This is a genomic window from Aminobacter aganoensis, from assembly GCF_014206975.1.
Classification (GTDB): Bacteria; Pseudomonadota; Alphaproteobacteria; order Rhizobiales; family Rhizobiaceae; genus Aminobacter; species Aminobacter aganoensis.
In genome coordinates, this window is record NZ_JACHOU010000042.1 from 1 (window position 1) to 3462 (window position 3462).

At 67.4% G+C, this 3462-nt stretch carries 2 protein-coding genes; both read right to left on the reverse strand.

Going from position 1 to position 3462, the window contains the following annotated elements; genetic code table 11:
- The coding region (locus GGR00_RS28080) for an aldehyde dehydrogenase family protein (protein WP_184702840.1) at window positions 1–2351 on the reverse strand (2351 nt) is incomplete at its 3' end.
- A 165-nt stretch (window positions 2352–2516) separates the two neighbouring features.
- A partial coding sequence (gene deoC / locus GGR00_RS28085) for a deoxyribose-phosphate aldolase (RefSeq protein WP_184702841.1) occupies window positions 2517–3462 on the reverse strand: 946 nt, incomplete at its 5' end.

The following is a 3462-nucleotide window of genomic DNA, read 5'->3' on the forward strand; positions in this document are numbered from 1 at the left end:
ACCCAGACGTTCTTCACTTCGACGGCACGGCGGAGGAAGGCTTCGCCTTGTGCGGTTGGCCAGTCGAGGCTGCGGCCGTGGCCGGTCCAGACGCGCTTGAGATTGCCGGTGGATTCCGCCTCCGCCCTGGCGCAGATGTCGGCTTCGGCGACGACCCAGAGGCCGTCGACGTCGTCGTGCCTGGCGAGCACGGCGGTCAGTTCGGCGGTGTGGCCGGTGACGATGTTGATCGCGCCGGCCGGGATGTCGGAATATTCGAGCACCTGGTAGAGGTCGGTGGCGACCAGCGGTGCCGTTGTCGAGGGGATGACAACGGTGGTGTTGCCCATGGCGAGTGCCGGGGCCAGCAGCGAGACCAGCCCGAGCAGCGGGGCCTCGTCGGGGGCGACGATGCCGATGACGCCGACGGGCTCGTGCAGGGCCAAGGTCACGGTGCGCACTGGGGGCTGGTGCACCCTGCCCTCGAACTTGTCGGCCATGCCGGCATACCAGAACAGGCGTTCGATGGAGGTTTCCACTTCCGACTTCGCGGCCTTGTGGCTGGCACCGGTCAGTTCGACGATACGGGCCGCAAACTCTTCGGCGCGGCCGGAGAGGTTTTCGGCGAGGTAATACAGCACCTGGGACCGGTTGTAGGCGGTCGCTTCCGGCCAGGCCTTGCAGGCACGTGCGGCCGAGACCGCGTCGCGGATGTCCTTGCGGCTGCCGAGCCCGACCTCGCCAACGAGCCTGCCCTTGGGCGTCAGAACCGGCAGCGAGTAGTTGCCGTCGGGGCGCACCTGCTTGCCGCCGATGAACAGCTTTGCGGTGCGGTCGATGGCGTGGCTTTCGGTGTCGCGCGCAGCCTGCTTGGGGGTGGAAGATGGCTTGATGACCGGGCCATGCGGCTCGCCGGGCGCCAGATATTCCTCCAGCCCCTCGCGTCCTCCCTCGCGGCCAAAACCGCTCTCGCGATAGCCGCCGAAGCCGCAGGCGGCGTCGAACATGTTGGTGCCGTTGACCCAGACCACGCCGGCCTTGAGCTGCGGGGCGACATGCAGCGCCAGGTTGACGTTTTCGCTCCACACCGAAGCGGCAAGGCCGTAGCGCGTGTTGTTGGCGAGTTCGACCGCCTCCTCGGTGTTGCGGAAGCTCATGGTGGCGAGCACCGGGCCGAACACCTCTTCCTGGGCGAGGATGTTGGCGGGCGCGACACCCGTCGCCAGCGTCGGCAGATGGTAATAGCCGCTCTGGGGCACCTCCTGGTCGGGCTGCCAGCAGACCGCACCTTGCCTGGCGCCTTCCTCGACCAGGCGCCTGACGCGGTCGAGCTGCGTCCTGTCGACCAGCGGGCCGATGTCGGTATTCTTGTCCAGCGGTGCGCCGACGCGCAGCCGGCCCATGCGGGTCTTGACCTTGGCGATGAAGGCGTCTGCGACGCTCTCCTGCACCAGAAGCCGCGAGCCGGCGCAGCAGACCTGGCCCTGGTTGAACCAGATGCCGTCGACAAGCCCCTCGACGGCGCTGTCGAGGTCGGCGTCCTCGAAGACGATGAAGGCCGACTTGCCGCCGAGTTCCAAGGACAGCTTCTTGCCCGAGCCGGCGGTCGCCTTGCGGATGATCTTGCCGACCTCCGACGAGCCGGTGAAGGCGATCTTGTCGATGCCGGGATGGTTGACGATGGCAGCGCCTGCCTCCGGTCCGCCCTGGACGATGTTGACCACGCCCCTGGGCACGCCGGCGCGTTCGCAGATCTCGGCGAACAGAATGGCCGTCAGCGGCGTGAACTCGGCCGGCTTCAGCACCACCGTGCAGCCGGTGGCGAGTGCGGGCGCGATCTTCCAGGCGAGCATCAGCAGCGGAAAGTTCCACGGGATGATCTGGCCGACGACACCTGCCGCCTTGCGGCCAGGGAACTCGCTCGCCAGCGACTGGGCCCAGCCGGCATGGTGGATGAAGTGGCGGATCGCCAGGGGCACGTCGATGTCGCGGCTCTCGCGGATCGGCTTGCCGTTGTCGAGGCTTTCCAGCACCGCAAACAGGCGCTGGTGGCGCTGCATGGCGCGGCCGATGGCATAAAGCACCTTGGCGCGCTCATAGCCCGAGGCAGCGCTCCACTTGGGCAGCGCCTTGCGCGCGGCGGCAACGGCCGCCTCGATGTCGACGGCATTGGTGTCGGAGACTTTTGCCAGAAGCTTGCCGCTGGAGGGGTCTTCGGTGTCGAAGGTCCTGCTATCGGTGGCGGCGCGCCAGTCGCCGGCGATGAACAGCGCCTTCGAGAAGTCGCGGGCCGCAAGCCAGGCATCGGCTTCGCTGCGGGCCTCGGGGGCTGGGGCATAATCCATGGCGTGGTATCGTTCGAGAATGTTCATGAGAGGCTCTCCCTTACCCTCCCCCTTGTGGGGAGGGTGGCCCGAAGGGCCGGGTGGGGTCGTTGATCGGTTACGTCTCGTTACTGGTCCACTGTCGCGCTGTACCCCCACCCCGCGCCTGCGGCGCGACCCTCCCCACAAGGAGGAGGGTAAGGGGAAAAGACCTCACGCCATGGCGTGGCGGTGGTTGGCCGAGTAGCGGCCGCTGACGTGGTGCTCAAGCTGGCGTTCGATGTCGGTCAGCAGGCTGGACGCACCGAAGCGGAACAGCTCGGGTTCGAGCCAGGGCCGGCCGAGTTCCTCCTTCATCAGCACCAGCCAGTCGAGCGAGACTTTTGCGGTCGAGATGCCGCCGGCCGGCTTGAAGCCGATGAGATAACCGGTCTGCTCGTGATAGGCGCGGATGGCGCGGACCATCGCCAGACCCACCGGCAGCGTCGCGTTGACGCTTTCCTTGCCGGTCGAGGTCTTGATGAAGTCCGCCCCCGCCATCATCGCCACCATCGAGGCCAGCGTGACGTTGCGCAGCGTCGCCAGATCGCCGGTGCCGAGGATGACCTTGAGATGGGCCTCGCCGCAGGCAGCGCGCATCTGCCTGATCTCGTCATGGAGCTCCTGCCACCTGGCGCCGAACACCAGCCCGCGCGGAATGACGACGTCGATCTCGTCGGCACCGTCGGCAACCGACGCCTCGATCTCGGCCAGGCGCGTCGATAGCGGCGCCAGGCCATGCGGAAAGGCCGTCGACACCGCAGCGACATGGACGCCCGAGCCCTTCACCACTTCCACGGCAGTGGCGACGAACGGGTGGTAGACGCAGACCGCTGCCGGCCGGATGATCGTCTCGCCCAGCCCCAGCGCCTCGACAAGGTCGCGCCGCAGCGGGTTCAGCGCCTTGGCGCACAACCTGCGCACGCGCTCGTCGGTGTCGTTGGAGTTCAGCGTCGTCAGGTCCATCAAGGAGATCGACCGCAGCAGCCACGCCGCCTGGTTGTCCGCCTTGATCGAGCGCCGCCTGGTCAGCGTGCCGACCCGACGCTCAAGTGCCGAACGATTGACGCAACGCATCGATTCCAGAAAACCAAGATCAAGCGCCATGCCCGGATTGCGC